The sequence below is a fragment of the Streptomyces monashensis genome, from assembly GCF_001866665.1.
GTDB lineage: Bacteria > Actinomycetota > Actinomycetes > Streptomycetales > Streptomycetaceae > Streptomyces > Streptomyces monashensis.
The window spans coordinates 113,724-138,513 of the sequence record NZ_MLYO01000007.1; the positions used below are offsets into that span (position 1 = coordinate 113,724).

Annotated in this window: 29 protein-coding genes; 6 read left to right on the forward strand and 23 right to left on the reverse strand. The window is 68.6% G+C overall.

All coding sequences use genetic code 11. The features are described from left to right. Positions 1-77: 77 nt before the first annotated feature. The 9 genes from BIV23_RS01075 to BIV23_RS01115 all read right to left on the reverse strand — a co-directional run bounded on the left by BIV23_RS01075 (position 78) and on the right by BIV23_RS01115 (position 7,137). The gene (locus BIV23_RS01075) at positions 78-479 is read right to left on the reverse strand and encodes a hypothetical protein (RefSeq protein WP_071378771.1); all 402 of its coding nucleotides are present in this window, start codon (positions 477-479) and stop codon (positions 78-80) included. Between the two features lie 98 nt (positions 480-577). Next, on the reverse strand, positions 578-2,341 hold the full coding sequence (locus tag BIV23_RS01080) for a relaxase/mobilization nuclease domain-containing protein (protein WP_071378772.1): 1,764 nt from the start codon (positions 2,339-2,341) through the stop codon (positions 578-580). Next, a complete protein-coding gene (locus BIV23_RS01085; protein ID WP_071378773.1) occupies positions 2,341-3,009 on the reverse strand; it encodes a MobC family plasmid mobilization relaxosome protein in 669 nt (222 codons plus the stop codon). Before BIV23_RS01085 ends, BIV23_RS01080 begins: the two co-directional genes overlap by 1 nt. Beyond that, positions 3,006-3,230, reverse strand: coding sequence for a hypothetical protein (locus BIV23_RS01090; protein WP_071378816.1), 225 nt, complete (start codon positions 3,228-3,230; stop codon positions 3,006-3,008). Before BIV23_RS01090 ends, BIV23_RS01085 begins: the two co-directional genes overlap by 4 nt. 104 nt (positions 3,231-3,334) lie before the next feature. Continuing rightward, entirely contained in the window at positions 3,335-4,402 is a 1,068-nt protein-coding gene (locus tag BIV23_RS01095) for a DUF2637 domain-containing protein (RefSeq protein ID WP_071378774.1), read from the reverse strand. Next, on the reverse strand, positions 4,399-4,965 hold the full coding sequence (locus BIV23_RS01100; protein WP_071378775.1) for a WhiB family transcriptional regulator: 567 nt from the start codon (positions 4,963-4,965) through the stop codon (positions 4,399-4,401). Before BIV23_RS01100 ends, BIV23_RS01095 begins: the two co-directional genes overlap by 4 nt. Positions 4,966-5,082: 117 nt before the next feature. Continuing rightward, positions 5,083-5,790 carry an ATP-binding protein gene (locus BIV23_RS01105; RefSeq protein WP_071378776.1) on the reverse strand — a complete coding sequence of 236 codons (708 nt, stop codon included), beginning with the start codon at positions 5,788-5,790 and terminating at the stop codon, positions 5,083-5,085. Continuing rightward, entirely contained in the window at positions 5,790-6,809 is a 1,020-nt protein-coding gene (locus BIV23_RS01110) for a hypothetical protein (protein ID WP_071378777.1), read from the reverse strand. The genes BIV23_RS01105 and BIV23_RS01110 overlap by 1 nt, the downstream gene beginning before the upstream one ends. A 1-nt stretch (position 6,810) precedes the next feature. Beyond that, the gene (locus tag BIV23_RS01115; protein WP_071378778.1) at positions 6,811-7,137 is read right to left on the reverse strand and encodes a transcriptional regulator; all 327 of its coding nucleotides are present in this window, start codon (positions 7,135-7,137) and stop codon (positions 6,811-6,813) included. Positions 7,138-7,691: 554 nt separating this feature from the next. Here BIV23_RS01115 and BIV23_RS01120 point away from each other — a divergent pair. The 4 genes from BIV23_RS01120 (at position 7,692) to BIV23_RS01135 (ending at position 11,052) form a co-directional block, all read left to right on the forward strand. After that, complete coding sequence (locus BIV23_RS01120; RefSeq protein ID WP_071378779.1) at positions 7,692-8,147, forward strand: helix-turn-helix domain-containing protein; 456 nt, start codon at positions 7,692-7,694, stop codon at positions 8,145-8,147. Between the two features lie 70 nt (positions 8,148-8,217). Further along, a complete protein-coding gene (locus BIV23_RS01125; RefSeq protein ID WP_071378780.1) occupies positions 8,218-8,733 on the forward strand; it encodes a hypothetical protein in 516 nt (171 codons plus the stop codon). After that, on the forward strand, positions 8,730-9,851 hold the full coding sequence (locus tag BIV23_RS01130) for an MAB_1171c family putative transporter (protein WP_079172845.1): 1,122 nt from the start codon (positions 8,730-8,732) through the stop codon (positions 9,849-9,851). The genes BIV23_RS01125 and BIV23_RS01130 overlap by 4 nt, the downstream gene beginning before the upstream one ends. A gap of 10 nt (positions 9,852-9,861) precedes the next feature. Continuing rightward, positions 9,862-11,052 (forward strand): amidohydrolase family protein, encoded by a 1,191-nt coding sequence (locus BIV23_RS01135; RefSeq protein WP_071378781.1) that lies wholly within the window; start codon positions 9,862-9,864, stop codon positions 11,050-11,052. A 270-nt stretch (positions 11,053-11,322) separates the two neighbouring features. Here BIV23_RS01135 and BIV23_RS01140 read toward each other — a convergent pair whose 3' ends face one another. From BIV23_RS01140 to BIV23_RS01190, 11 genes are all read right to left on the reverse strand, one after another. Then, positions 11,323-12,201, reverse strand: a complete 879-nt coding sequence (locus tag BIV23_RS01140; protein WP_071378782.1) for a glycosyltransferase family 2 protein — start codon at positions 12,199-12,201, stop codon at positions 11,323-11,325. A 124-nt stretch (positions 12,202-12,325) separates the two neighbouring features. Next, on the reverse strand, positions 12,326-13,486 hold the full coding sequence (locus BIV23_RS01145) for a DegT/DnrJ/EryC1/StrS family aminotransferase (RefSeq protein WP_071378783.1): 1,161 nt from the start codon (positions 13,484-13,486) through the stop codon (positions 12,326-12,328). After that, complete coding sequence (locus BIV23_RS01150; protein WP_071378784.1) at positions 13,483-14,541, reverse strand: NAD-dependent epimerase/dehydratase family protein; 1,059 nt, start codon at positions 14,539-14,541, stop codon at positions 13,483-13,485. The genes BIV23_RS01145 and BIV23_RS01150 overlap by 4 nt, the downstream gene beginning before the upstream one ends. 19 nt (positions 14,542-14,560) lie before the next feature. Then, a complete protein-coding gene (locus BIV23_RS01155) occupies positions 14,561-15,889 on the reverse strand; it encodes a hypothetical protein (RefSeq protein ID WP_071378785.1) in 1,329 nt (442 codons plus the stop codon). Between the two features lie 10 nt (positions 15,890-15,899). After that, the gene (locus BIV23_RS01160) at positions 15,900-16,631 is read right to left on the reverse strand and encodes a hypothetical protein (protein WP_107471019.1); all 732 of its coding nucleotides are present in this window, start codon (positions 16,629-16,631) and stop codon (positions 15,900-15,902) included. Positions 16,632-16,644: 13 nt separating this feature from the next. Next, the gene (locus BIV23_RS01165; RefSeq protein WP_079172846.1) at positions 16,645-17,667 is read right to left on the reverse strand and encodes an NAD-dependent epimerase/dehydratase family protein; all 1,023 of its coding nucleotides are present in this window, start codon (positions 17,665-17,667) and stop codon (positions 16,645-16,647) included. A gap of 180 nt (positions 17,668-17,847) precedes the next feature. Further along, positions 17,848-18,438, reverse strand: a complete 591-nt coding sequence (locus tag BIV23_RS01170; protein WP_071378787.1) for a DUF6624 domain-containing protein — start codon at positions 18,436-18,438, stop codon at positions 17,848-17,850. A 2-nt stretch (positions 18,439-18,440) separates the two neighbouring features. After that, positions 18,441-18,911 (reverse strand): hypothetical protein, encoded by a 471-nt coding sequence (locus BIV23_RS01175; protein WP_079172847.1) that lies wholly within the window; start codon positions 18,909-18,911, stop codon positions 18,441-18,443. 164 nt (positions 18,912-19,075) lie between these two features. Continuing rightward, complete coding sequence (locus BIV23_RS01180) at positions 19,076-19,465, reverse strand: hypothetical protein (RefSeq protein WP_143079021.1); 390 nt, start codon at positions 19,463-19,465, stop codon at positions 19,076-19,078. Then, on the reverse strand, positions 19,462-19,935 hold the full coding sequence (locus BIV23_RS01185; protein WP_143079022.1) for a DUF6415 family natural product biosynthesis protein: 474 nt from the start codon (positions 19,933-19,935) through the stop codon (positions 19,462-19,464). Before BIV23_RS01185 ends, BIV23_RS01180 begins: the two co-directional genes overlap by 4 nt. Next, complete coding sequence (locus BIV23_RS01190) at positions 19,932-20,348, reverse strand: hypothetical protein (protein ID WP_071378791.1); 417 nt, start codon at positions 20,346-20,348, stop codon at positions 19,932-19,934. Before BIV23_RS01190 ends, BIV23_RS01185 begins: the two co-directional genes overlap by 4 nt. A gap of 481 nt (positions 20,349-20,829) precedes the next feature. Here BIV23_RS01190 and BIV23_RS01195 point away from each other — a divergent pair, with 481 nt between their 5' ends. Next, the gene (locus BIV23_RS01195) at positions 20,830-21,696 is read left to right on the forward strand and encodes a helix-turn-helix domain-containing protein (RefSeq protein WP_071378792.1); all 867 of its coding nucleotides are present in this window, start codon (positions 20,830-20,832) and stop codon (positions 21,694-21,696) included. 29 nt (positions 21,697-21,725) lie between these two features. Further along, positions 21,726-21,959, forward strand: coding sequence for a DUF397 domain-containing protein (locus tag BIV23_RS01200; RefSeq protein ID WP_071378793.1), 234 nt, complete (start codon positions 21,726-21,728; stop codon positions 21,957-21,959). A 444-nt stretch (positions 21,960-22,403) separates the two neighbouring features. Here the strand turns inward: BIV23_RS01200 and BIV23_RS53055 are convergent, their stop codons facing one another. The 3 genes from BIV23_RS53055 to BIV23_RS49470 form a co-directional block, all read right to left on the reverse strand. After that, complete coding sequence (locus BIV23_RS53055) at positions 22,404-22,529, reverse strand: hypothetical protein (RefSeq protein ID WP_281250071.1); 126 nt, start codon at positions 22,527-22,529, stop codon at positions 22,404-22,406. Positions 22,530-22,768: 239 nt separating this feature from the next. After that, the gene (locus BIV23_RS53060) at positions 22,769-22,900 is read right to left on the reverse strand and encodes a hypothetical protein (RefSeq protein ID WP_281250072.1); all 132 of its coding nucleotides are present in this window, start codon (positions 22,898-22,900) and stop codon (positions 22,769-22,771) included. Positions 22,901-23,061: 161 nt separating this feature from the next. Then, positions 23,062-23,811, reverse strand: coding sequence for a MerR family transcriptional regulator (locus tag BIV23_RS49470; protein ID WP_143079023.1), 750 nt, complete (start codon positions 23,809-23,811; stop codon positions 23,062-23,064). Positions 23,812-24,790: the final 979 nt, after the last annotated feature.

Here is a 24,790-nt window from a genome sequence, read left to right on the forward strand (position 1 = left end):
CGCATCATGACGCCGCCGTTGTTCGCTCCGTTCTCACGCCGTTTACGAAGGGGCTGCAACAGCAGGAATTCGACCCGCTAGTCCAGGTAGGTGCCGGCAAAGGCCCCGTCGAAGCCGAGCGCGGTGAGCCCCTGCTCGACGCTGGGGTACGTCGTCCCGTCCGGGATGGCGATCAGGGCGTCGAAGTCAGCCCGCCTGATTTCGGGTTCGAGCCACTGGTTGCTGCAACGGCAGACGATCCAGACGTTGCGGCCGTGGTTGATGAGCAGCCAGTCGCGCCGTGCACGGCAGGCCGTGCACATCACCGGGATCCCGCGGAGGGCCAACTCGCGCGGGTGGCTGAGGCAGCGCGGCGTGCCGGGGCCGCTGGGCGGCTGTGTCTCGTATGCGAGTTGCAGCAGCGGATCGGTACCGATGGAGAGGACGGGCAGTATGGTCGACTCTGCGGGGCGGTCGGTGGTTCTGAGCACGAGCGTCATCTCCCGGTCGAGGTCCTTCTGTTTTCCATCCGTAACAACCGGTGTCACCGGTGTCCAGGGGTTTCGCCAAGTCCGGCGGATGGCCTGCCGGACGCCGGTCAGCGGCGCGGTGTGCGGTTACGCGGATCGGAGGCAGCGGGTCGAGCTGCTGCCGTGGGTGTCGTCCGGTTGCTGGTGTGCTTCGCCGGGGACTTGGACTGGCCGGCGCCGGCCTGCGGTCGATGGGTCGCGCCCGGGTGAGCGGGGAGCTGGGCGAGACGGCGTAGTCGCCAGACCAGGACGTCGTTCACGTCCTCGGCGGTGTCGAGTTCGCGCATGTCGATGGCTTGCTGCAGAAGGGCCTTGGGGTCATGACCTGCCTTCTCGGCCTGGGCAAGGGTGGCGGTCAGGGCATCGGTCTTCGTCGACGAGTGGTCTGCTCGCAGCCCCTCTTCGGGCAGGGCTGCGCGGATGGTGGCCTCGTGGGTTCGTCGTTCGGCTTCCGGCAGGGCGCGGCCTTGGTCGCGCAGTGCCTGCATGGGCGTGGCGGCGGCCAGGCGGTAAGCGGCTCGCAGGTGCTCGGCGGCCTGTCGGGAGGCATGGGCCTGCTGGGCATGGCCACGGGCGGAGTGCCAGCGGGCGGCGGCCAGGGCGACGAGGACCAGGGTGGAGACGAGCATGGCGGTGGTGCCGCCATCCTCGCCACGGCCGAGGGCACTGCCGGCCTGGATGATGCCCCGGGCCGCCGAGCGGACCGCCCGGGTGTCAGCACGCTCCGCTCGGACGTGGCTGCGAGTGGCGCGCTCGAAGGCACGGGCGGCGGCACCCAGCTCAGCGCGGGTGACGGCCGAAGAGGTCTGTGCGACCGCGTCCAGGAGTTCTCCGACCCCTACGAGTTGAGCGGCGGCTTGGTCGTCGTCGCTGTCGAGCAGGGTAGCGGCGCGCTCGGCAATGCCGGTGGCGTTGCGTCGTTCTCGGGCAGGCGGGGACCATTCCGGTCGGCCGCCGGTGGCGATCGAGGGCGCCGTCTGATCGAGGGTGCCGTTGGACAGGCGGCTGCGGATCTTCGGGAGTGAGAGGTCGGGGGCCAGGGTGGAGCCTGCGAACCAGATGGGCTCGCGGTCGCGGTTACGGTCGCCGGGGAGGGCAACGTTGTAGCCGATGGCGTCACCGGATGGGGCGTTTCGGATCTTCACGCGCAGGCCTGCCTCGCGCAGCCGGGTGAAGAACTCCTCTTCGTTGGCGGCTCCGGCAAGGGCTTGGCGGATGGCTTCGTGGAGCGTCTCGCGTGGGGCCTGGGGGCGGCCGGTGCGCTCGGCCTTGAAGCGTTCGGCGCTGGTGGGCGTCTTGGCTCCGGTTCCGTCACCGGGCTTGAGCTGGCGCAGACCCCACTCCTTTTCGATGCGGCGGCATTCGGCCTGGGCCTTCTTGAAGTCGTAGTTCATCCTGGGTCGGCGCAGGTCGCCTCGGACCATGGTGGCCAGGATGTGGATGTGGTCGTCGGCGTGCCGCACGGCGACCCAGCGGCAACCGTCGGGGTCGCCTTCGGGGGCGAGGTTGACGGCGTGGACCAGGCGGCGGGCGACGGTGTTCCACTCGGCGTCGGTCAGGGTCCGGTCGCCGGGGTCGGTGCGGACCGAGCAGTGCCAGACGTGCTGGGCCGGTGCCGTGGTGCCGGCCTGCTTGACGCGCAGGTCCAACGCGGCGGCGAGGCGGGCGAGGGTGGCCTTGGGGTCGGGGCTGGTGTCGCGTCCGGGGTCGGGGGCGAATCCGTCCCAACTTCCGACGAGGTGTGCGTCGATGTGTTCGTCGCGTTTGCCGGGGCCGTACAGGTAGACGAGGAGTCCGTGGGTGCGTGAGCCGCGTCGGATCTTGGGGACCATCAGAGCCGCTTCTTCACCAGGTTGTCGGCCGTGTCGTCGATGCGGGCCAGGAGTCGGATCAGGGTCGTGAGGGCGTGGTCGAGTTCGCCGGGGCGGGACTGCCCCCCGGCGTTGTGGACGTAGGCGATTTGGTTGATGTTGTTGCCGATCCGGGAGAGGGCGGTGCGCAGGGCGGCCAGCTCGTCGATGGCGGTGTCGAGTTGTTCATTGGTGTGCAAGGTGGTGGAACCGCGGGCGGCGGCGAGGCCGACCGTGGCGAGGAATCGGGCGACGGTGACGCCGCGCTGCGCGGCGGCGGCGACTATCTCGGCTTTCTCGGTGTCGGAGAGGCGGGTGGTCGTCTTGCGGGTGCGCTCGCTCGGGTTGCGGCTGCGGCGGTGCGGCTTGCGGTCGGGGAAGGCGGGCGCGCTCGGGCTCGGCTGCTCGCGGCGGTCGTGGCGCTCTGCTTCTCCCCCTTCGGCCAGCGCTCCCTGGTGCCGGGAGTCCGGCTGGTCACCGTGCGCCCTCGCTCGGGGACTAGCCGGACTTCCCCCGCCCCCCTGGGCGGGGGCGGCGAGTGCATACGACGGGCCGTAGGACCGTCGTATGCGACAACTTGCTCCGCCAGGAGCCGTGTTGGGATCGCGCTGCGGTCCGGAGGTGGTGGCCGCCGGGTCGTTGGCGGTCACCGGCCCGTCTCCGCGTCCTGCTGACGGATGTCGCGGACGATGTCCTCGATCCAGTCCATGGCCAGGACCGGGTGGTGCAGGGTCCAGGGGCGGCTGTGTCGCCATCGTTGCACGGTCCAGGTGTTGTCGGGACCGGATGCGGCGCGGTGGAGGTGGCCGCGCTGGTGCAGGACGGTCAGCCAGGTGTCCACCTCGGCGGGTGTGGCGGGGTTCGTGCGCATGGCGGTGCTCTCCGGTTCACGGGAGGAGGTCGTGGGGCGGGGTGTCCGGGGCGGGTGACCGGCCGAGGTGTCCGGCTCGGTCACCCGCCCCATGGGGTGTGCGGTCAGTTCCGGGGGGTGGTGGCCGACTGTCCGTGCTGCTGGCGGAGCTGGACCATCAGGGCGGTCAGCGTGTCGCTGGACAGCGGGATCTGCTGACCGCGGATCGCCTGGGCGACCACCTTGCGGGTCAGTTTGTCCTCGGCCCTGACCGCTGACCGGGCGATCTCCAGCAGTTCCTCGGTGTCCGGGTCAGGTCGCCGGTCACCGGTTGTCCGGGGGTCGCGGTCAGTGACCGGTGGCGGAGTGACCGGCCGGTCGGTGACCGGCGGGAGGTTGTCCGGGTGACCGGTGACCGGCTCGGTGACGGCCTGTCGGTCACTGACCGCCGGGGTGGTGTCCTGCTGTCCGCCCAGGTCAGCGGCCTTGGACTCCCCGTCATGGTGACTGGTGTCCGGGCTGTTGCTGTCAGCTGGGGCGCTGTCCCCGGTCAGTGTCCGGGCATCCGGGGTCTGCTTGTCCAAGGACAAGCGGGGCCGGTCGGTCACGGCGGTGACCGGCTGTCCGCCGCTGACCTGACCGGTCTGTGGCTGCTGCTGACCGGCCCGGTCAGTCCGAGTGACCGCGACGCGCTCGGGCTGACCGGGGTGACCGGCCTGACCGAGGTCATCTCGGTCACTTCGGTCACTGTCCTTGACCGGCCCCCGGGCGATGAGGATGTACAGGTGCACCGCTCCGGCCAGGGCCAGCGGAGCGATGGTGGACAGCACCGCGACCACCGTGTCTCCGAGCCGCAGCCCCGTGGCCGAGGTGTTCTCTTCGTTGAGCCTGACCGCGTGCAGCGCGTTCGCCCAGATGCTGGCAGCGGTGGCCGTGCCGAAGAGTGTCCAGACGTAGAGCCGGGCGCGCAGCGGTGCGTCGCGCAGGACCAGCAGGGCCCGGATGCCGTACGCGATGAACCCGTCGATCACCAGGGGGAAGAGGAAGGTAAGCAGGCCCCGGACGTGAATGGCGACGGCCATCTGCTGCAGGGCATCGTACGACAGGGCGCACCCCGCGCCGCCGAGGGCGATGACGACCGCGCGGTCCCACCCGGTGACGTGCGCCGTGCTCGACGCGCTCGCGATGCTCACGCCGCCGTCCCGAAGTCGTCGCGGCCCAGGCGCTCGCCGTCGGTCTCGGGGGGCGGGGTGGTCTTCGTGGTCTGCCCCAGCTCGCGATTGCGCAGGGCTCGGCGGGTTTCCCGGTAGAGCTTCTGGGCGTGCTCCTCGCTGATCTTCAGGAGCCAGGCCAGGCGCTGTTCCGTGAGGCCGTGGCGGTAGGCGGCGCGGACGACCGCGCGGCGCTCGGCCTTGGTGAGGTGGACGTCGCGCCCGGCGACGGTGGCGTTGACCCTGCTGTAGTCGAGGCGGTTGGCGAGCTTCTCGTGCAGCGACTCGCGTTCCTCCTCGGTCATCCCGCCCCGGATGCCGTGGGTGTCGCCGCCTTCCAGAGCGGCGTCCAGGCAGGTGCGGCGGACCGGGCACTGGCCGCACAGCGACTTGGCGGCGCTGATCTTGGCGGTTTCGTCGGGCTCGGGGAAGAAGATTTCGGGGTCCACCGGGTTGTACTCGGTGCTCTGGCAGACGGCCTGGTCCTGCCAGGTGTGGTCACCGAGCGAGCGGTGGCGGGCAGGGGTGATCGTCGTGGTGGTCATGCGGGTTGCTCCGATCGCCCTCCGCGCGCAGTGGCGTCGGCGGAGGGGTGCACTGGGTCGGGAGGTGCATGGGGCGGCGCGCTGGAGACGCGGCCCGGCGGTACGGCCGGCGGTGAGTCAGGCGGCGGGGCGGTGACGTCTGCGGTCGACCGGCTCGAACTCGACCCGGGTGGTCATCTGCGCGAGCCGGGAGGTGACGCGGTCGCCGAGGTAGGCCCGGAGGTCCTTGATCGCCAGGTTGGTCGTGATCAGCGTCGGGAGCATGTGGTTGTACCGGCGGTTGATGAGCCGGTATGTCACTTCCTCGACCCACTCGGATGCCTTGGCCGCGCCGAGGTCGTCGATGATCAGCAGGGGGCACCTGCTGACGGCCGCCAGCTCCCGTTCACTGTCCGTCCCGGGCCGAGGGCGAAGGTCGGCGTACAGGTCAGCGGCGGTAGTCGCGCGCCACCGCACGCCGACGCCGCTCTGCACCAGCCGTCGGACCGCGCCGTACGCCTGGTGGGTCTTGCCCGCGCCGACCACTCCGGCCATCAGGAGGCTCGGGCCGGTGGTCACTTGCCGCCGGGCTCCCGGATTGGGGGCGACGGCCTGCTGTGCGACGTCCCGGGCCCAGGCCAGGACCTTCGGGTGGTCGGCGACCGCGCCCCGATATCGCGGGGGCATTCCGGCGGACAAGGCGTCCAGCGGGGAGAAGGGTTCACGCTCGTCGGCCAGCGCGGCGACGGCGGCCGGGTCGATGTTGCGGGCGGCCAGGATGCGCGCCATCCGGTCCAGGGTGCCCTCGCTGCCGAGCGTCTGCGGGTCGCGGGTACGGGTGCGCATCACAGCTCCTCGGCGTAGGCGGCGGCAGCATTGACCGGGTTGGTCCACGCCTGGTGAGCGGGCACGTTAGGCCCGAATCCCGGCCGCACCAAACCAGCGGACCGTGCGTTCATGGCGTCGTTGACCAGGCTCGGCAGGCGGCTGGGGTGGCCCTGGATCTCCGCGAAGCGCCGCAGTCCGGTGCGGACGTGCTCCGGGGCGATCCCCTCGCCGAGGAGCTTCTTGACGATGCGGCCGAGGTGTCCGATCACGTCGCTGGGCGGGCGCTCGTCACACGAGGCGACGTACTCGCCGATCAGGTCGTTGGCTGAGACGGTGGCGGCGGGCGCTGTGCGCCCCGTAGGGAAAGAAGATCCAGGATCCAAGATCCTAGATCCAGGCGCCGAGCCCTCTCCGAGGTTTCGGGGAGGCTTTGGGGAGTCCTCGGAGAATGCCGCATGAGCTGCGGTTTTCGTGCTGCTTTTGTCAGAGGTGTCGGCGATACCGACTGGCGCCTCCTCCTGAATGGTCGGGGCCTCGCTTCGTTGCGTGGGAGGCGTCGACGCGGGCGGCGCGGGCAGATCGAGGGCTCGGCGAGTGTTCGGGGAAGCCTCGGCGAACACTCGGGTAGGGGTCGGCGACTCCTCGGTTCGCTTGGTGCAGGTGCCCTCGCACGGCCCGCATCGGTGGTCGGGGTGGTGGTCGGTGCAGACCGGCATCCGGGACTGGCCCCGCTTGTCGATCTTCTGGTGCTCGAACCAGCCGACGATGTGCAGGTACCGCCTGCCGTCGCATCCGGTGTACCGGCAGATCAGCCCGGCGATGGCGAGCTGGGTGAGGTCGTCCTCGACATGCACGGCGGTGTGCTCGGCACGCATCGGCCAGATGACTCCGCCGATGATGGCCGCGTTGTCCCGGTGCCGACCGTGGTCGTCGGCTTGGGGAAGCAGGCCGATGTAGGTCAGTACCGCGGTGACCGATACCTCGTTGCACCTGTCGTTGATGAACAGTTCCGGCTTGATCGTGCGGATCCGTGCCATGTCAGCGGCCCCGACGGGCGGCGGCGAGGTCGCTGCCAGTGAGCGTCGCGTCGGCGAGGTCGAAGGTGTGTGGCCGGGTCCAGTCCGCGTGCGGCCAGACTCGCAGGATCCAGCGGGCTGCGACCCGGGTAGTCGTCCGATCCAACTGCATCGTCTCCCCGGCCTCGTCCTTGACGATGGCGTGCGGGTGGGGCCACGCCTGCGTCGGGTCGGTGAGACTGACGCGGATGGTGGCCGCGCCGGGGATCATGTCGGCGAGCTGAGCGGCGAGGCGGTGCCGGCGGCCGGTGTCCGGGCAGGCCGGGGTTCCGCTGGGCATGGCGAGCATGCGATACTCCGTTGTTCGTAGGAGCGCGGTACGGCGGTTCTCGTGCAAAAGCCCCGCCGCCCGCGAGATGTGAATCGGTGCCCCTCGGGGTGCTGGCCCGGCGTCCAGGAGTTGGTAGCTCCAGGGCGCCGGTCTCATTTCCACCCCGGTTCGGCGATCACGGCGGTTTGTACGTCATCGGTCCCCCCTTCGCCGGTTGGCTCCCGCCCTCTGCGGGAGCAGCACCATATGAGCACGCTGCGGCATCAGTCCAGCGATGCTTCACCCGCTCCCACCAGCCATTTCTCTCCAAGCTGGACCCCGTCGCCCAACAGTCGGCCCCGGCTGCCGGGGCCCCTTGCAGTCCGATGAGGACGTACTGAGGCTGGGGTCCCGTCAGCCTCGCGAGCATCGACAATATCCACTGACGTGAAGGGCCTCACCGCCGCGACTTCCTACCTCAGTGGAAATCATGCGGGGGAGCGTAGCAGTATCTCCACTGTGGTGAATGCTGCACCTGGCAGCGTTTTCACTCAGGTAGAGTGGCCGGGTCCACCGACCAGAAAGGAGGACACGTGAGCGAGCAGGGGCTCCGCACCCTGGCGGAGAAGATCAACCATCTCTTCGACACCATCAGGTCGCCCAGCGGGCAGGAGTACAGCAACGAGCATGTAGCCGCCGAGATCGGGAAGAGCGGTGCTACCACCATCTCCCAGAGCTATATCTGGCAGTTGCGCAAAGGCAAGAAGGACAACCCGACCATCAGTCACCTGCAGGCGCTGGCTGACTTCTTCGGCGTTCCCGTTGCCTACTTCGTCGACGACGGGGTGGCCAGCAAAGTCGACGGGAAGCTGGAGGCGCTGCAGGCGCAGCAGGTCCGCGTGAGCGAGGCCATCGGCACTGGTGATGTGAAGCTGATGGCGATGCGCGCCGGCGAGCTGTCGCCGGAACGCCGCAGACAGGTGATGGAACTCCTGGACGTGGTCTACCAACTGGAGCAGGCAGAGCGCCGCCATCCCATGAACGACTGATCAGTACCGAAATTTAACCATCAGGCAGGAAGGGGGAGGATCGTGCCGTATCTGTGCAGGAGAGATCTTCGTGAAGGAGCGAGAGCTTCGACGCCGCTGTAAGCGGGAACTGCGGGCCTTGGACGTGCGGCCCCCATTGCGAGTGGAGGCACTCTGCCAGCAGCTTGGCGAGCGTCGAGGACGCCCCATCCGACTGGTGGCCCATCCGCTTCCGATGCCTGGGCCCTTCGGGGTATGGATCGCAACGGATTCAGCCGACTACATCCTGTACCAACAGGAGACCAGCAAGACCCACCAGGACCACATAATCCTGCACGAGGTCGGCCACATCATGGCTGATCACCAGGGTGTCGACACCGACGACTCATTCCTGCGGACAACCATGCCCGAGCTTTCGCCGGGCATGGTCACCCGCGCGCTGCGGCGTACGTCGTACGACGAGGCGCACGAGCGCCAGGCAGAGCTGGTGGCCACGATCATCCTGGAATGGGCTTCCGTTCTGGACCGCGTGACTCCCCGTCAGGCAAGCGATCCGTCAATGCAGCGCGTCCAGACCGCCCTCGGCGACCGGCGGGGGTGGCTGTGAACTTCGCGATGTACCTGACGGCCGCGCTCCTCCTTCTCGCTGTGCTCTGGAAGGTCTACCAACTCTTCCAGGCCCCCCAGGACCGTGCCCTGCGCGCGGTCACCTTCTGCCTCCTTTGCACGGCTGGTTCGTTCTCCACCGGCCTGCCGGCTGAGAACCACGCCCTCAACGCCCTGGCGGGCACCGGCGCAGCCAGCCTGGCATCGAACGTCCTGCTCCTCTGTGCCGTCTACTGGCTGCTCTCCTTCTACCTTCACTCCGCGACCGATTGTCAACGAGCAAGCCGACGTGCCCGCCTTGAAGCGGTGCCGCTGGCGATGGCCGTGATCGTCATCACGCTGGCGACCATCGCCACACCAGCCGGAGTGCGAGGTCGTCCCTATGGCACTGCCGATCTGCACACTCCACAGGTCGCGGTGTTCTTCATCGCGGCCCAGCTCTACCTCGTCTACGCGCTTGCGACCACAGCCTGGTGGACCGGCCGCTATGCCCGGATGTCGCAGAAGCCCGTGACCATCGGCTTGTGGATGACCGCGAGTTCGCTGGTCAGCATGGCGGCGGCCAACACTCTCCGCATCGCGATGGACCTGATCGCCTGGCACGGCAGCGCCGTCCCGACAGGGCTGAACAAAAGCGTGGCAATGCTGTTCGCGCTCGCCGTGCCGGCCTTTGTCGTCGGCCTGAGCTATCCCGGTGTCATGCTGCGTCTGGCGGGATTCCGGATCTGGCGCCAGCACCGCCGGACCTACCGGCGCCTTCGCCCGCTGTGGCAGCTGCTGCACGAAGCGTTCCCAGAGGACGCTCTACACCGTGAGCCCGCTGGTCTGTGGCGCGAAAACTTGACGGTACGCGGAGTACACCGCCGCTACTACCGGCGAGTCATCGAATGCCGGGACGGCTTGGTCAGGGCCAGCCCCTACATGGCCCACCAGGATGTGCAGACCGGAGCCACACCCGAGGCCCTGGCCGGCTACCTGCGGTCGGCACTGCGATCCCAAGCGGCAGGCGAGCCTGCGCCAACCCACGCCATTGCGGTAGCCCTACCAGGCGAGAACAGCCTCGACGCCGACGCGCGACAGTTGGTGGCCCTCTCCGACGCACTCGCGACACGTGGATAGGAATGACTTCATGACGGATCTACTGATCACGGCCGGTCGCGTGCTCACCGGACCTGGCGGCGAATGTGTAGAGGACGGTGCCGTGCTCGTACGCGGGAGCACCATCGCCGCTGTCGGCCCGCGCGAGACGCTCGCGGGGCTGGCAACCGAAGGGCTTTCGACGAAGTCCTTCCCAGACGCCACGGTGATGCCGGGGCTCATCGACTCCCACGTCCACCTCGCCTTCGACGCGAGTTCGGACCCGGTGGCTGCGTTGCAAGGCAGCGATGACGAGACGCTGATGGCCGGCATGGCCGACCGAGCACGCCAGTTGCTTGGCAGTGGAGTGACCACGGTGCGCGACCTGGGCGACCGGAACGGACTTGCCGTACGCCTTCGTGATGTGATCGCCGATGGAGCCCTGCCTGGACCGCGGATCCTCTCCGCCACCACACCGCTGACCTCAACCGGGGGCCACTGCTGGTTCTTCGGCGGTGAGGTCGAGGGCGCAGACGCCATCCGTGCCCTGGTGCGACGTAACGTGCGGGCTGGAGCGGACGTCATCAAGGTGATGGCCACCGGCGGCGGACTCACCCGTGGCGGGCCCGCGATCTGGCAGTCCCAGTTCAGCGAGGACGACCTCCGCATCGTGGTCGAGGAAGCCCAGAACGCCGGTCTGCCCGTTGCTGTCCACGCGCATGGCACCGAGGGTATCGAGGCGGCCGTGGCCGCAGGCGTGAACACGATCGAGCATTGCACCTGGATGGCCGAGGACGGCGGATTCGACCTCCGTGAGGATCTCGCTGCCAAGATCAAGGCCGCCGGGATCCACGTCTGCACGGCCACCAGCCCCAACTGGCGAGCGTTTGCCGAACGGGTCGGTCACGACCGAGCAGAGGAACTGTTCACGTCGATGCGCTGGATGGCGCACTTGGATGTCCCGATGATCGCCGGTACAGACGCCGGCGTGACGCGGGCGGTCTTCGACAAGATCGTCAACAGCATGGAGTTCTACCAGTACCTGGGGATTCCCCTCCCGAAGATCATCGACATGGCCACCGTCAACGCGGCCCATGCGCTGGGCATCGGGTCAGACACCGGACAACTGGCTGAGGGGCACCGCGCCGACATCCTCGTAGTGGACGGCAACCCCCTCGTCGAGCTTGACGCCCTCAGGCGCGTACGCCTTGTCCTAGCCGCCGGGCGTCCCTTCCACGGCTGAACGATGAAGGGCTTGCCCAGTCGGCACATCCGGTGCCGTCCCAGCGGAATCGAGTGATCGCCACTTCGCTGGAATCGAGAGCGGCTGAGAAGTCGCCATACAGTTCGTCTGGGAGGACCCCGGCTCCAAGCCCACAGGTCCTGCCAAGTCCCGGCAATCCTGTGCCTGACTGTCCGCGTCGAGCCCGCCCTCCTCGCGGTATGCGGCCAGACTGCCAGGGGGGCGGCATGACGCGGACGGCAGCGGATGCGACGCGTGTCGTGTGGAGGCTCAGAAGGCCGGAGGCCGTCCGGCACGGGTCAGGCGGGCGACCGTGTTCCAGCTCATGGGTTCCCGTGTCCCGCACGCCTCTCGCATGCCTTCCATGAAGCCGGCGAGCGAAGCACGCAGAGCGGACAGCCCGCGTGTACGCCAGAGGGTGACGGTGGCCCAGACGGCGAGGTTGACGGGGATGAGGAGGCGGGGCAGGCGGCGGCGGGCGAGCCAGACCCGGTTGCGGGCGTTGAGCCGGTAGAAGGCTGCGTGGCGGGAGGGGTGGGTGGCGGGGTGGTGCACGACCACGTCGGGCAGGTAGTAGCCGCGGTATCCCTGGTCCCACAGCCGCCAGGCCAGGTCGACGCCCTCGTGGTAGAGGAAGAAGGAGCCGGGCCAGCCGTCGACCTGGTCGAAGGCGGAGCGGCGGACCATGACGACGCCTTCGGCCATGACGGTGACGATGCCGGGCCGGGCCGGATCGGACGTGCGCAGGCGCGGGACCCAGCGGCGCAGGGTGATGCCGCTGTCGGGGTCGGCGATGCGGGGCTGCGTGTAGGCGAGACCGGGATCGGCTTCCAGGCGGGCGACGAGCTGGGCCAGGACGTGGGGGGTCGGCAGCAGGGCGTCGTTGTCGAAGAAGAAGAGGTAGTCGCCCGTCACCCGGTCGGCTCCGATGTTGCGGCCCTCGGGGATGCCGACGTTCTCGGCCAGTGTGACCGTACGCACACCGTCAGGGACCTGCTTGGGGGTGCACCCGTTACCCACGACGACGACGTCCAGATCGATGCCTTCCTGAGCCAGGAGGGACGACATGGCCTTCGGGAACTCGTCCGGCCGGTCGTTCATGGTCAGGACCACGGCCCCCACGGTGGGTCGCGTTGCGCCGTTGTTCACGCCGATGTTCCCCTTCGTTGTGCTGCGGGCGGTCAGCCTACGGCATGGTCGCCCGCGCGCTGTGGCCGTAAACAGCGAGGCAGTACGGCCCGGAGCGCGCCGTCTTCACGCTCCGGGCGGGCGGCTAGGAAGACCAGAGCCTTCGCATAGCGGTGATCACGCGGTCCACGTCACGGTCGGTCATGGCCGGGTAGCACGGCAGGGACAGCTGCTTGGCGGCGGCCGTCTCGGTGACGGGCAAGGCACAGGTGTCCAGGCTCTGATAGGGGGCCAGGGTGTGCACGGGCTTGAAGTGCGCGCTGGTGCCGATCTGGTGCACATCGCGCAGCACCTGCGCGGCCTGGTTGCGATCCAGGGGCGCCGTGGCCGGGTCGATGAGGACCGAGTAGAGGAACCAGCCGTGCTCGACGCCGGGCAGGACGGGGGGAATGGTCAGGCCGGGCAGAGTGGCGAGGGCTTCGGTGTAGGCGGTGGCGATCTCGCTGCGGCGGGCGGTGAAGGCCGGGAGTCTGGTGAACTGCCGCAGGCCGATGGAGGCGGTGATGTCGGGCATGACGTACTTCAGGCCCGGCACGCTCACGTCGTAGTCGGCGGTGTTGCGCTGTCCGTGCCGGCGCCAGGCGGAGGAGTCGATGCCGTGGCGGCCCAGCGGCCGGGCCTTGTGGATGAGGTCGGAGCGGCCGACGAGCATGCCGCCTTCGCCGGTGGTCATGACCTTGTTCGCGTAGAAGCTGAAGACGGCGAGGTCGCCCACCGCGCCGGCGCGGCGTCCGTCGCGGCTGGCGTGCAGGGCGTGGGCGGCGTCCTCGATCAGGATGAGCCCGTGGTCGTCGGCCAACTTGCGGAACGCGGTGAGGTCGCAGGGGTGCCCGCCGTAGTGCATGACGACGATGGCCTTCGTCCGGCCCGTGATCGCTGCCTCGGCCGCCTGGGGGTCGATGTTGAGCGTCGCGGGCTCGATGTCCGCGAAGACGGGCTGGGCGCCGACCTGGAGCAGCGCGTTCGGGGCGGCGCAGAAAGTGAGGCTCGGGGTGATCACCTCATCGCCGGGGCCGAGCCCGAGGGTGAGGAACGCGAGGTGGAGGGCTGCGGTGCAGGAGGACACGGCGAACGCGTCCTGGACGCCGAGGGCCTCGCGTACGGCGTCCTCGAAGCGTGCCGCCTTCGGGCCGTAGGTCAGCCAGCCGGAGCGGAGGGTGTCGGTGACCTCGGCGATCTCCTCCTCGCCGATGGTCGGCTGGTTCCACGGCAAGAACGGCGCGCCGGCAGGGGCGGTGGGGGTCATCGGGTCCTCCAGCCGCTGGCGATGTACTCAGCGTGCAGGCGCTCGCACTCAGGCGTCCGCCGGGCGGTGAGGTGCGCGGCGTCGCGGGCGAGGATGAGGCCCTTGAGGTTGTCGTACTCGGGGCGGTCCGGGTCGCTCAGCTTGCCTGAATCCATGGCGTCGGCGATCTCCCGGATGCCGTCGTGAAGCCAGTGTCGGCACGCTCCGGGGAAGGCGTCGGCGAGGCGGGCGAAGGATGTGCGGTAGTCGCGGGCGTCGGTCTCGTCGCGCTCCGGGCCGCGGTCGATCTTGGTGCCGGGTAGCGTGCGCTGCACGGTTTCTGCGATGTCGGCGATGGTGAAGTTGGCCCGGTCCGATCCCACGTTGAACACCCGATGGCCTTGGGGGGTGTTCAGGACTGCGGCGACGGTTTCGGCGACGTCGGCGACGTGGACGAGAGGGCGGCGCTGGGAGCCTCCGTTGAGCGGGATACGGCCGGTTACGACGGCCTGGGCGGTCATGCGGTTGGCGACCGAGTCCAGGCGCTGGCGCGGTGAGCGGCCGTGCACGGTGGCGAGCCGCAGCACCGTCAGCGCCGTGTCGTCGAGCGTGGCGGCCAGGCGGCGTTCGGCCAGAACCTTGGTGGTGGCGTAGATGCCCAGCGGATTGAGGGCGGTGGATTCGTCCACGGTCCCGGCGTGCTGGCCGTAGACGCTGCATGAGGAGAAGAACACGTAGTGCCCGACCCCGGCCTCGTGGGCGGCTTCGGCGGCGAGGACCGGGGAGGCGTAGTTGAGTTCGACGGCCAGACGCTCATCGACGGCGCAGGCGGGTTCCCCGACGAGGCCGCCCATGTGCACGACCGCGTCCGCGCCCTGGACCGCGCGCCGGAGCGCAACCGTGTCCCGGAGATCGGCGTGGAGGAAGTCGGTGGCGGTCGGCACGAGCCGTGCCGGGTCGTCGCCGCGGTGGTAGATCAGCCCGTCCACCACGGTCACGTGGTGGCCCAGGGCGGTCAGGAGGCGGGTAGCGACGGTGCCGATGTAGCCGGCCCCGCCGAGCAGGACGATGCGCACGCTGGGTGCTCCTTTCGAATCAGTGTGCTGCGGGCTCGGGAGTGGTGGGGAAGGCGGCCTTGCCCAGGGCGGTGGCCCGCAGGTCCGTGAGGCGGGGGATGAACGTCACGTCGAGCTGGTCGACCGGATGGAGGAGGCCGCGTTCGCAGACCTCGGCCGTCCACACCGCGTAGGAGCCGTGCGGGTAGGCGAGGTTGACGCCGATCTCCCCTTTGGGCAGGAAGCCGTTGAACGGGGTCGGGATGCCCTCGCGGTTCCAGTACGCGTACGCCTGAAGTGCCTTGGCCTGTTCGAACACCGGGAAGAGCCGCGGGTAGCGGGGCTCGGTGCGCATCTCGCGGAAGACCATCTGCCCCAACAAGTAGGGCGCGATACGAGCGAGGGTGAGGAAGTCCGCGTCTTTGAAGGAGACGGCTGCCGCGTCCTGCGAGGCGTCAAGGGCCGTGCAGGCGAACAGGTGTGGCAGGCGGCGGTGCACGTAGGAGGCCAAGCCCGGTGCGAGGGCGGGTTCGATCTCGCCGATCAGATCCACGAGCCTGTCGTGGCCCGGTGCGAACAGGGCGAGGTCGAACAGACGGTGCATGCTCTCTACCGCCGCGAAGGCGAGCTGCTTGTAGAGCCGGTTGTTCATCTCCCCGGCTTCGGCGTACGCCTTGGTCTGCGGGGAGATGGAGTGGAGCATCAGGTACTCGGACAGCACTTCGAAGTACAGGTAGCCCAGGAACGGAACCAACGGCACGGTGGCGGCAAGCCGGTCGACGAACACCGCGTCCGGGCAGGGGGAGCTGCCGCACGCAGCGGCCAGGAGAGTGTCCAGAAAACCGGATGCTGCCCGTACTCGTTCCACTGCGGCCTTGCGCAGCCGGGCGTCCTCGGCGCCGGTCAGGCAGTCACGGTGCTCCTCGTAGGTGCGCAGGTGGATGCGGCCAAGGCGTAGATAGTCGATGCCCTTGACCGGCACCGCCGCGCCGGTGCTGATCTCGATGACCAGGACGTCGCGGTTCTGCTTCGTCTCCAGCAGATAGGCGCCCATGTTGTGCGGCCTCAGCCCCGCCGGCTCGGGGCTGAGGGGAGCGCAGTACAGGCTGCCGACCAGGCAGCCGGCCGCGGCATACAGCTGCCCGCTCGCACGGATCGCGTCCAGGGCCGCAGTGGTGTGCATCAGGTGGATCGGGCGCCCGCTGGCCAGGGTCTTCAGCATGGTGTTGCCGCGCAGCAGCCACCCGTTCGGGGTGCCGTGCTCCAGCTGCTCGCGCCACTGGGTGGGGGTCTCGCTGAGAGAGGCGGGGCCGGGTGGCCGGGCGGGGGCGGCGTAGTCGGTGTGGGCGTCGTCCCATTCGGCGCGCACGTTGAGTCTCCTACCGGTAGAGGATCTGACGGGCGTGGGTGAGGGCTTCGACCGGGCTGGCCCCGTCCAGGCGCCGCTGCTCGCTGGAAGTGACCAGGTCGAAGGCCAGCGGGTGAAGCCACTGCGGTACGCGGATGCGTAGCCGGCGGGTGTCGGGCCACCAGCGGTCCAGCGGCAGCCGGTAGCGGTCGAGGCAGTCCGCGGCCTTCAGCAGGTCCGTGAACTGCCGGGCCCGCCCGTAGGCGCGTACCTGGTCGGCCGAGAACGCGCCGTAGGGGACGTCGTGCAGGGCCATGGCGGTGGCCGCCGGGGCGATCAGCGCGGGCGGGAGCTGGTGTCCGAAGGCGCGGCTGACCATCTGGTGGTGCCGTGCGAACCATCGGGCCGCTCTTCGGCCGTGGCCGACGTCGTCGCGGTCGTGACGGCGGCGGCAGTCGTGGACCGCCGCCGCGACGCACAACGTGGCCGCCTCCTCGCGGTTCAGGCCGTGCTCGACCGCGAGGAGCGAGGCGAGCACACTGACGCGGGCACCGTGCAGGACACCGTGAATGGAATCCACGAGCCGTACGTCGGCGAACCACTCCGTGCGCGGGATCAGCAGCAGGGGAGGATGCAGCACACGTGACGGCTGGTCGGGGAAGGAGGAGGGCCGATGGGAGGTGATCCAGTCCAGCGTGGGCCGGTCCATCACCTGGTGATCACCGAGCAGCCGCCTCTCGGCGAGATCTCTGAGCGAATGCATCAGGGCGCCCCGCCTACGCCGCGGTGAGCTCGCGCAGCCACGACGGGATCACGTCCGGACACTCACGCAGCCACGCCGTATACCGGGCCACCCCCTCCCCCACGCCGATGCCCGGCCTCCAGCCCAGGAGATCTTCCATCCTGCTGGTGCAGGCGAACCCGCCTTCCGGATCGCCTGGAGGCATCGGCGTCTCCACGAGCTTGGCGCCGGGGTAGTGCGAGCAGACCAGCTCGGCCAGGTTACGGATCGTCGTGGCCGTGCCGGTGCCGATGTTCACCGTCGCCCGGTGCGCCCGCTCGGCGGTCAGGGCGTGCAGGGTGCCGGTGGCGATGTCGTCGACGTGGACGAAGTCGCGGACCTGGCGCCCGCCCCCGTTGAGGTGCAGCGGCAGTCCCAGCGCGGCGCGCATCGCGAACCAGGCGACGACCCAGGAGTGGCTGTGCTCCTTGATGACCTGCGGTTCGCCGTACACCGAGAAGTAGCGCACGATCGCGTAGGAGATGCCGGAACCGCCGAGCAGCGCGGCGGTCTCGTGTTCACCCCACACCTTGCTGGCTCCGTACACCGAGACCGGGCGCATCGGCGCGTCCTCCCTGAACCGTGCCCCCGCCTGCCCGTGCTCGCCGTTGCCGTAGACGCTGGCGGAGGAGACGAACACCATCCGGCGCACGGTCCGCGAGCCGGCCACGGCGTCGAGGACCCGTTGGGTGCCGACCACGTTGCTGTCGATCGCGTCCAGGGGCTGGCGGGTGCAGGCCGCCACGTCGGCCAGGGCAGCGGCGTGGATGACGTAGTCGCAGCCGGGGATGAGCCTCTTGATCAGGCGGGGTTCGGCGATGTCACCGACGATGAAGTCCGGGTCGTCGGAGCGGATGCCGAAGTAGTCGCGGTAGGTGCGCTCCGGATAGGCATCCATCCTGCACACCGACACCGTGCGCGCGCCGAGCCGGCGGAGCTGCGCGGTGAGGCGGCTGCCGATCAACCCGCCCGCGCCTGTGACGAGCACTGTGCATCCGGCGAGTTCACTTAAGGACATGACCATGCTCCTTTGATGAAAGGGAAGTTGAGGTCTGCGTGGTGCAGAGGCGCCTGCATGGTTGGGACCGGTGGCCGGGAGGACCGTCATGCACTCCCGGCCACTGGAGCTGTGCGGCGTGCGGTTACGGCCGTCGTCAGCCCACGCGTCCCAGGTCGCCGGGGAGCTGCTCGACGGACGTCATGCGGCGCTTCCTACGAGCGCGGGCCGCGCCCGGTCGTCGTCGCGAGACTGCTCGCTCTCCGGCTCGCGGCGGTGGCGCTGCCGCAGGGCCTCGTAGGCGACAGCGTGCGGCGGCAGGCCGACGCTGGCACGACGGGCGTCGAGGTGATCCGGGTCCTGCGTCGGCAGCATCTGTATGCCAGCGAGGCTGCGGCAGTGCTGGGTACCGAAGACCTGCGGCTGCCCGGCGTTGACGCTGCACCGGTCGCGGAGGTGCGCCCACTGCTGGATCGTCGCCTCACCTTCTTCGACGGCGGAGGCCAGGAGGCCGAGAGCCAGCTGTTGAAGGGCCGGGTCGTGGTCGGCGTGCAGGGCGAGGTGCCAGGCGGCTTCGGCGCCGTCCTCGCCGACCAGGGTCTTGCCGGGCCAGCCGTGGTTCGTGACGATCCGCCGCAGCACCTGGGCGTCGGCGCGATCGACGTGCCGTTCCATGTCGATCTCGGTCGGGCTCAGCAGCCCGCGGACGAGGAGAGAGCGGTGTGCCCGCGCCCTTTCGGCGCGGTCGACGAGGGTTTGAGCGAGGTCGGGCCGCTGCGGTTGTGTGGTCATGGTCAGGCTCCGAACTGGAGGGCGTTGACAAGGCGGCGTGCGGTTTTGACGGGGATAGAGCCGAGGCTGATGGCCGCGTCCGTGTCGCAGCGAAGGCAGTCCGGGTGGAAGTAAAGGTCGATGAATCCGCCGCGGGTGGCGGTCTTGAAGGCGCAGCTGAGGCGGTCCATGACCTTGTGCGCTTCGGTCCACTCGTTCAGGTCCAGACGGGATTCCGGCTGGGGCGGCGCACCGAGCAGGCAGGCCAGGCGGTCAGCCGTCTCGACGGAGACGTCACCGAGATCGATCTTGCCGTCCTGCACGGACAGGTCCGGGATCGCAAGCCCGTGCGCCTGGCAGACAGCCTGTAGGCCGTCGACGGTCCTGTAGGCCCGCCTCATTCCGCTGCGAATCAGCCGGGCCAGCTCGGCGGCCGTCTCCGGAGTGACCTTGCCCAGGTCGACGTACTCCCTGGGCCGGTCCATGTCGGGCATCGGCGAGACGCTGAGACCTGCGGCCCGAGCGGCGCGGTTCAGCTCATTCGAGGCTTCTCCGGTCGTGGGGCGGGCAGGCCTCACCGGGGCGTCAACAGCAATCGTCATGACTGGTTCTCCGAGCAGATGGTGCGCTGACAAAGCCGTGAACACAGATGTGTCCGTCACAGGGGCCCGCCGATGGCACCGACCGGGGCTAAGTGCCGCATACGAGCAGCCGGGACGGAGCAGCGTTCCACCATGGGGAGCACGGAGACGGGGTATGCAGTCCACGTCCAGCGGCCGGCCGAGCTTGGCACCGTGAAGATGTAAGGCTTACCCCTGCGCAGTTCAACGACGGCCGCATGGACAGCTCCGTGGTCACCGAGCCAGCCCCACACCGCGTGGAAGGTCTCGCGCTCCAGCGTGGAACTGATATCGCGAACGGCCTCACGCACCCACGCGACGGCCAATCCGGGGGCATTGGTGGTGATGTCGGCCGGGCCCCAGTTCTGAAGCTGCCGGCCGTCGTGGTCGACGTGGCACCAATACACACGCGGCAGCAACTCGCTCACGCCGACCACCAACCACGGAATGGGGGGCGGGCGTTGAAGGTCGGAAGCGGACCGTCGTCATCCTCGGCCACCCGGTCGAGCAGGTCCGAAACGAGCATGGCGAGACGGCGTACGTAGGCGTCATCGGGATGGAAACCCTCCGCTGCCCCCTCGACGTCGAGGCACACAGCAAAGCCGATCCGCTTGATCAGATCCTGGTCCGGACGCCCCTTGACGCGATTCATGGCCTCGGTCACGAGCCCCCACAGACAGCCCCGCAAGCAGGACACGATCTTCGGAATCTCGACCGGCTGCAACGGCGCGGCACCCCAGCCGAGGACCAACTCCAGGTAGTCGTCGACGAGCGCGGCGCCAAGCGCCCCCAGCAAGTCGAACAGGGTTCGTGGGGCAGCGGGCCAGGCGGATCCGACCTTCATACTGCGGGCTGCGGCTGCATCGCACAGGGCCAACGACGGATGCACTGCGCTCACTTGGTCTCACCGGCGTCCGAACGGGAGAGCGGAGCCCACGAGTAGCGCACTTGTACCCCGCGCTTCATGAGCCAACGGATCTCACGATGGCGCAACTCGTGTGAGCCATCAGGGGCGATGGCCGCCGGCCAGCGGACGATCACGACGCCGACCGAACCGGCTTCCGCCAGTTTCCGCACCCGCATCCAGCCCTCGCGGCGGCGTGGATCGGGTTCACCGTACGGGTCACAGATCATCTCCGTAACCCGCAGGTCCCGCTCCGCCGCATAGGACCGGCCCTCGCCTTCCGCGCGCTGGGTGGCCTGGCTCGGCGCCAACTTGCCGCGCTCAACGCAGACATATAAGACGGCGGCAACCGAGTCGCGGCTGGCGGCGGTGGCGATCCCCTCCTGCATGGCGGCTGCTTTTGTCATTGGATGTCTCCCAGCTCCGCGTAGATCTCGAACCATTCGGTGTTCCAGTCGGAAACGTCGCCGTGTTCGTCGGCGTATGTGCGGGCAGCGGGTGATATCGGCCCGGTGCGAGCGGGCTCCGGCGCGGAGGTGCTGGGGTGGTGGTGCTCCTGGGGTGCGTGTGGCGTCATTGCCGCCTCGGCTCGCTCGCGGAAAGTCATGTGGGGGGCGGCGGACAGACCCCAAGGGGGAAGGGTCCGGCCGCCGCTGCCGAGCAGGTAGCTCGGCCGCCGCCTGAGCAAGGCCGCACGGGCGCACGAAATCACTGGTCGTGCGGAGGGCGGTACCTACCGTGAGCGACATCGGTAGAATCTCGCACAGACACAAAACTAACAAGTGGCTCGGTGACACGTTTTCACTTTTGACGGGTGACCGAACTGGCGTACAGCGCACGGGAACAGACACACTGACAGGCGCCATCCAGTACTGACGTGGAGGTCACATGGCCTACAAAGGCGTTCCCACCGTCCGAAAGAGGCTTCTCGGCGGGCAGCTCCGCCGCCTGCGCGAAGAGCGTGGCATCTCCATCGAGGACGTGGCGCAGAAGCTCGGCGTCGGCCACAGCACCGTGCGCCGCCAGGAGTCGGGCCACACCGCTGTCAGCGTCGCCGACGCCATCGCGTACGCGAGCATCTACGGCCTTGGAGACGACGATGTGAAGCAGCGACTCGTCGCGCTCGCCAAGCACGGCAGGGCGCGCGGCTGGTGGACGGCCTACGGCTCCAAGGTCGGCCCGACCGCCGTGGACGTCGCGGACGCGGAAGACCTCGCGACCGAGGTACGCACCTTCCAGCCACTCGCTGTGCCGGGCATCTTCCAGACAACCGACTACTCGGCAGCGATCATCGAGGCTCAGAAGTCCATCCGGCCGGCTGACTCCCCATTGCCGGTTGACGACGCACTCACCCTGCGTGAGCGACGCAAGGAAGTACTGGTGCGGAAGAACCCGCCGCAGGTATGGGCGGTCATCGGAGAGGCCGTCATCCGTACCGAAGTCGGCAGCCCGCAGGTAATGCAGGAGCAGATCGCACACCTTGTGGACCTGGGGAAACGGAGCAATATCACGCTTCAGCTCCTCCCCTTCTCCGCCGGCGCGCACGTTGGCATGAACGGGGCGTTCATGCTGCTCAGCTTCGGAGACACCCTGGACGGGAGCATCACGTACGTGGAGTCGGGTGGACCGAACGCCTTCAACGACGAGCCGAACGAGGTTCGCGTGAGCGCGAACCGGTTCACGCAGCTCCAATCCCAAGCACTGTCCACGAAGGAGACGGCGACATACTTGCGTCGTGCCATCTCGACCACGTGAGTTGGCTGACACAGCGCGGAAGGAACAACATGGCAGATAGCCTCGACCAGGGCGCACGCAACTGGCACAAGTCCAGCCGCAGTGCCACGGAGAATGAGTGCGTGGAGTGCGGCGAGTACCCCGCTGGTGCGACCGCCGACGTTGCAGTCCGCGACACCAAGAGGCAGAAGCGCGGCCCGGTTCTCGGATTCACCAGCCAGGCGTGGGGCAGCTTCATCGCCGACATCAAGCGAAACGACCAGCTCAACGGCCGTGCCCTGTAAGGAAGGTCTCGGCGGCATCTGACCTCCCCGGTACAAATACGCGAGGCCCGTCCCCAGGTGGGATGGGGGCGGGCCTCGCTAGTTCGTTCCTTTCGGACACTACCCATTGGCCCCTGCAGTCACCCAGCGACGCACCGCGAAATCCCGTTTCACGCGAGCCAGCCGCCTCGACGTCCAGCTCACGTCTGAGCCCCGGGGCAACCGACTACGGCGCCACCGTGGGGCGGTCGCATCCCATGGCCTACCGGTAGCGGCGGGCCGGCGTCAGATACGTCATCGTCATCACCGACTCGCCGTCTTCCTCGTCGCCAGGGCATCCGGCGCGGGTGACTGGCGGACCTGTTCGATCTGCCGCTCAATCCCCTTCAGGTTCTCCTGAAGGTCCATGGTCACTACACCATCGACGGTGACTTTCAGCGGGTCGGCGATGAGCTTGGCGCGTCGCTAGCCCAGGACCTCGAGCGCGACCGCGCGCACGGACCGCAGTCGGAAGAACCGGCGTTCCAGGTCCGCAGGGTCGGTGTCCCGACCAAGCTGGGCGAGCAGCCAGGACCACTGGAACTCGTCCACCAGGGTTCACATCCCTCGGCATGAGGCACGGCCTGGAGCCAGACGGGGGATGCTGGCTGCAGGCCGTACGCGTGAGCGTATTACACAGAGGACGAGCGTGTCCGCCCCGGTGGCGACTTCCTCCTAGTGCCCCCGCCTGCCTCGTCCTGCCCCTGGTCCGGCCCGGTCGTGGCCCCGCTCGGGTCCAGCTCGCCGACGGCAATCGGCTCCGGCTCGGCGTCATCATCCGGTGGGGCGTCCTAGGCGTCCGGGTTCGTGACCAGGGCGGCGATCTCCAGCGGCGGGCTCTCGCCCGGCAGCAGCATCAGATCCTCGTGGCTCGCCGAGACCTTCACGTAGACGGCGGCGATCAGTCGACGCTGCGGCAGCACAGCACCTTCGCCACGATGTGCGCGCATCACCGGGACCGACTCGACGCGCGGAGGCCGCCGCCTCGCCGCGAGCCACGGCGCGCTCCAGCAGGACGTCGTGGTACCGGAAACCGGCCCCATTGCGGCGACGCCGTCTGCAAAGGGCGGCCACACGGAACCGCTCACTTCACGGGGGCAAGCTGGCCGAGAAGGGCTTCGGCGGCGGCAGCCTTCGCCGTGGTCTTGGTGCCGCGGTTGGCCTGCGCAGATACGGGTTCGCCCGTGGCCGCCAGCACAGCGGACACGGCATAGGAGAAGGTTGGGCGGTGTGACGGGCCTGTTGTGGTGCAGTTCCAGGTCAGGTTGCGAAGGTAGCCGGCCTGTTCGAGCTCGTTTGCCGCGCCGACCGGTGAGGGGTGGATGCGTTGAGCGAGGAAGTCCCCAATGGGCAGCGGAGCCTGCCGCTGCCCGGGGACCTTGGCAGGTGTGAGCCGTTCGTCCTCGTCGAAGCAGATGTTGCCCGCCCGAAGCCAGCGCCGCAGATCATCCGTGGAGATGCCGAGGAGGTCGCCGGTCTGCCGAATGCTGAGTTTGCTGTCGTGCATGAGCTGGATTGCTCGTTCGATCAACACCGCGTGCTCGGCGAACTCTTCGTCCAATCCTAGGCGTTCCGCGTGGACCTCGTGGCCCTCCTCAAGTCGCCGCTGTGAGGCGATAAGGCAACGGACTGTGCAGAACAGGCCAAGACGGAAGTGCTTTTGGCCGTGGCCAGTTGCGCGTTGCACCAGATACCAGCCTGCGGGGATGTAGTAGCCGCGGTCAGTTTTACCGCATCGGCGGCAGCTGTACCCGCGCTCGATCCGCGGCTCGGTCTCACGCGTGGCGACAGGTCCCATCTGGCTGGGGTCACCCGGTTCGAAGGTCGCACTCATACGATTACCCTTCGTGTTGAGTCAATCGCTCATAGTAGTCTAAGGTCTTGGGATCGTGAGCCTTCTTCCACAATGCGAAGGGCGATCGGCCTGCCTCGCAGACGAGCGCCGGGTGAGACGATGAGCCAGGGATTCCCCGAATGGCTACGCCCAGCCTTCCGCTCGGGGGTACTCGACATGGACGTCGCTGCCGATGTCCAACAACGAGCGCAGAAGCGCACGTTGACCCCCAACGAGCTGCGTACACTCCTCCTCGTCCCCATCAGCGGCCCCGGAGTGACTGCCGCACGCGGGACGGCACTGGAGTACGTGGCTCAGGACCCCGCCTTGGCAACGTCCATCCTGAACATCCATGCGCAGTCCGCAGGTTTGCCCCAGCCCAGAGTCGTCTGCCGCACTTCCGGCGACGCGTTCATCGCTAGGGCTACCGTGGACATCGGGGGTCAGAGAAGGGACAGCGCATGGTGCAGCGCCTCCAGCAAGAAGGCCGCACAGCATCAGGCGTACCTTGATGTGCTCCGGCATCTGACCAGTCAGACCAGCGCCCCCAGAGCATCAACCAGCGCGGATGCCGCACATGATGCCTACGCATTTGTCGACGGCGACACCTTGCTCGACCTACTGGCCACGTCTCGCGACGGACGTCACCAGGACTTGATCGATCACGTCGAGCTCCGAGCACGAAGTGGCTTGCTGACGCAGCGCCAGCTGTATGCACTGCTCCTCACTCCGCGAAGTAAGCCATGGGACACGGCCCGATGGGCCGCCATGAACGCGGTCTCCCGTACCGCAGGGGCGACGGCCGCTCTGCTCTCCGAACACTGCCGGCGCAACGGCCTGGCATCTGTGCGACTGAAACTCTCCCCCGCCGACCACGAAGGCTTCTGCAGAGCGCAGGCACTATTCGAGTCGAACGAGGACACCGTGGCATCAGGCTCGTGCACCGGGCCCAGCGAGGAGGCGGCAGCAGAGGAGGCAC

Bases quoted from the DNA above. Each gene is read 5' to 3' on its own strand.
- BIV23_RS01160 (WP_107471019.1), bottom strand. From the start codon at position 16,631: ATGCATTCGCTCAGAGATCTCGCCGAGAGGCGGCTGCTCGGTGATCAC.
- BIV23_RS01135 (WP_071378781.1), top strand. From the start codon at position 9,862: ATGACGGATCTACTGATCACGGCCGGTCGCGTGCTCACCGGACCTGGC.
- BIV23_RS01170 (WP_071378787.1), bottom strand. From the start codon at position 18,438: ATGACCACACAACCGCAGCGGCCCGACCTCGCTCAAACCCTCGTCGAC.
- BIV23_RS49470 (WP_143079023.1), bottom strand. From the start codon at position 23,811: ATGAGTGCGACCTTCGAACCGGGTGACCCCAGCCAGATGGGACCTGTC.
- BIV23_RS01105 (WP_071378776.1), bottom strand. From the start codon at position 5,790: ATGCGCACCCGTACCCGCGACCCGCAGACGCTCGGCAGCGAGGGCACC.
- BIV23_RS01190 (WP_071378791.1), bottom strand. From the start codon at position 20,348: ATGACAAAAGCAGCCGCCATGCAGGAGGGGATCGCCACCGCCGCCAGC.
- BIV23_RS01145 (WP_071378783.1), bottom strand. From the start codon at position 13,486: ATGACCCCCACCGCCCCTGCCGGCGCGCCGTTCTTGCCGTGGAACCAG.
- BIV23_RS01100 (WP_071378775.1), bottom strand. From the start codon at position 4,965: ATGACCACCACGACGATCACCCCTGCCCGCCACCGCTCGCTCGGTGAC.
- BIV23_RS01115 (WP_071378778.1), bottom strand. From the start codon at position 7,137: ATGCTCGCCATGCCCAGCGGAACCCCGGCCTGCCCGGACACCGGCCGC.
- BIV23_RS01195 (WP_071378792.1), top strand. From the start codon at position 20,830: ATGGCCTACAAAGGCGTTCCCACCGTCCGAAAGAGGCTTCTCGGCGGG.
- BIV23_RS01080 (WP_071378772.1), bottom strand. From the start codon at position 2,341: ATGGTCCCCAAGATCCGACGCGGCTCACGCACCCACGGACTCCTCGTC.
- BIV23_RS01075 (WP_071378771.1), bottom strand. From the start codon at position 479: ATGACGCTCGTGCTCAGAACCACCGACCGCCCCGCAGAGTCGACCATA.
- BIV23_RS01165 (WP_079172846.1), bottom strand. From the start codon at position 17,667: ATGTCCTTAAGTGAACTCGCCGGATGCACAGTGCTCGTCACAGGCGCG.
- BIV23_RS01200 (WP_071378793.1), top strand. From the start codon at position 21,726: ATGGCAGATAGCCTCGACCAGGGCGCACGCAACTGGCACAAGTCCAGC.
- BIV23_RS01175 (WP_079172847.1), bottom strand. From the start codon at position 18,911: ATGCCCGACATGGACCGGCCCAGGGAGTACGTCGACCTGGGCAAGGTC.
- BIV23_RS01110 (WP_071378777.1), bottom strand. From the start codon at position 6,809: ATGGCACGGATCCGCACGATCAAGCCGGAACTGTTCATCAACGACAGG.
- BIV23_RS01090 (WP_071378816.1), bottom strand. From the start codon at position 3,230: ATGCGCACGAACCCCGCCACACCCGCCGAGGTGGACACCTGGCTGACC.